Annotated in this window: 1 protein-coding gene; it reads left to right on the top strand. The window is 44.2% G+C overall.

The window, feature by feature from the left end; all coding sequences use genetic code 11:
• Window positions 1-697: 697 nt before the first annotated feature.
• The gene (gene ltrA, locus JGK07_RS00145; RefSeq protein ID WP_293290649.1) at window positions 698-2,515 is read left to right on the top strand and encodes a group II intron reverse transcriptase/maturase; all 1,818 of its coding nucleotides are present in this window, start codon (window positions 698-700) and stop codon (window positions 2,513-2,515) included.
• The last annotated feature ends 101 nt before the right edge of the window (window positions 2,516-2,616 follow it).

The following is a 2,616-nucleotide window of genomic DNA, read 5'->3' on the forward strand; positions in this document are numbered from 1 at the left end:
ATTGTGAATGCAGACTTAAATGGTGCTGCCAAGTGCGATTCGTTCAGTCGAAACCGAGAAATCGGGGGATGACTGGCTTCTACAGGGTAATCCATCAGGATTGAGGAAAGCACTTTAATCCCTTGTAGATGATAACTTAATAACCTTGCAGGTGAGCGTCAGTATCCTAGAAAGCGTCAAATCCTGCCCCTCAGACGTAGAGGTGAAAGCATATCCCCCACTGTAGAGACTAGCCATCAATCGGTGAAGCGGGGATAAAAGCGGAAAGAGCTACTAGCCTAAAAAGTGGTATCCCGTGAGCAAGTTCCTATGGATAACGAAAGTGAAGTCACTGCCTGAATCACCGTTACTCCGAACCAGCGAAATAAGGCTTCTTGCGCTGGTAGTCCCAAAAGGGCATTAGTACAGGGTGGTATGAGGATTTTGCCCGACATACCTACGTTACCCAAAAACTCGGTGAAAAGGTGACATCCTAATGGAACAAACCAAAGGTTATGAGGAACGAAGTAACCCACCTGATTACTCTCGGAGAGGTCGAATACTCCGAGCAGTCAGCTAAGACGAAACCTCTGGATTATCCAGGTAACAGGTGGTAGAGATTGAGTCAGAAGCCAACGCCTCACTGTAATGGTGAAGGATATGCTAACGGACTCACGGTAATACGGATGGTATAGCTACAATTCGCAATGTAAATGTCATGAACACGGCAATAAAACCGATGTATGAATGGAGCGATATCAACTGGCGAAAGCTAGAACGTAACGTCTTTAAGTTGCAAAAACGGATATATCAAGCGTCTAATCGTGGTGATGTCAAGCTAGTACGCAAACTCCAGAAATTGTTGATAAGTTCTTGGACAGCAAGAGCATTATCGGTTCGTCGGGTAACTCAGGATAATCAAGGGAAGAAGACGGCTGGTGTGGATGGTGTGAAATCGCTAACCCCAAAGCAACGTTTCGCCTTGATAAATAAAATATCACTGGGTTCTAAGGTTAAGCCAACACGCCGAGTTTGGATACCCAAACCAGGGACAGATGAGGAAAGACCATTAGGCATACCGACAATGGAAGACCGAGCTTTGCAAGCGTTAGTCAAACTGGTTTTAGAACCAGAATGGGAAGCGCGATTTGAAGCTAACTCATACGGCTTCAGACCTGGGCGCTCATGTCACGATGCTATCGGAGCAATATTCTTGGCAATAAAGCAAAAATCAAAATATGTGCTGGATGCCGACATTAGCAAATGCTTCGACCGCATTAACCATGATGTACTTCTCTCAAAATTGAATACCTATCCTACCTTATGGAGACAAATCCGAGCTTGGTTAAAAGCTGGTGTAATGGATGGAAACAAGCTGTTCCCAACTGATGAAGGTACACCACAGAGCGGGGTGATTTCACCTCTACTTGCCAATGTCGCCTTACATGGGCTTGAGGAATTGATTATGGGTTTAGCCCCAAAATTCGAGATGAGAGACTCTCGTGGTCATACTTGTGGATTACGAGACAAAATCAAATCGATTTCACTGATAAGATATGCTGACGATTTCGTAGTCCTCCATGAGGATGTAGAAGTCGTAAAGCTGTGTAAGGTTGAGATAGAGAAGTGGTTAAGTGACATTGGGTTAGAACTAAAACCGAGTAAAACAAAGATAGCCCATACCCTGAATAGACTAGATGGGGAAGAATCTGGATTTAACTTTCTAGGATTCAACATCAAGCAGTTTCCAGTAGGAAAATATAACTCGGGAATAGGGACTAGAGGTGTCTTATTGGGTTTTAAAACTATTATCACCCCCAGTAAGGAAAGCCAGAAGAGGCACTACAGAAAAGTTGCAGAAGTAATAAATAAGTCGCGTGGCTTAAATCAAGCGACTTTAATTAAGAATCTCAATCCTATCATACGGGGTTGGTGTAACTACTTCTGTTCAGTCGTCAGCCAGAAAATATTTGCAAGGCTGTGGCACTTAGTGGTTTGGAAGCTCCTCAAATGGGGTCGTCATCGTCATAGGAACAAAGGCAGAGGGTGGATACGCCTTAAATACTTCAAAACCGTAGAAGGCAATAACTGGGTGTTTGCAACCGGAGAGGGTAACAATCCTTATGCGCTAATACAACATAGCTCCACGGAAATAAAACGCTATGTAAAGGTAAAAGGAAAAGCATCCCCCTACGACGGTGACTGGTTATATTGGAGTTCAAGAATGGGAGTACACCCCGAAATACCTGCGAGAGTGTCTAAACTACTCAAGCGTCAAAAAGGGAAATGCACCCACTGCGATAACTACTTCAAAGATGGAGATTCGATAGAAGTTGACCACATCATCCCTAAATCGAAAGGTGGAAGGGAATCTTATGATAATTGGCAACTACTCCATCGACATTGCCACGACACAAAGACCGCCAACGATGGCAGTCTCGGTAACAAATCTAGCTGTAAAAGTGCTAAACCTAAGCCACCAGTGGAACCAAGCCTTTGGGTTTGGGAAAACGATATGTTGGTAATGACGTACTGATGACAACAGCCGTTTTATTGAGGAGCCCAATGATGGGAAACTATCACGTTCCGTTTTGGAGAGCAGTGGAGGGGGCGACTCCTTCACTGACTTTAATTATT

This window comes from Microcoleus sp. PH2017_24_DOB_U_A, assembly GCF_020738205.1.
Lineage (GTDB): Bacteria > Cyanobacteriota > Cyanobacteriia > Cyanobacteriales > Microcoleaceae > Microcoleus.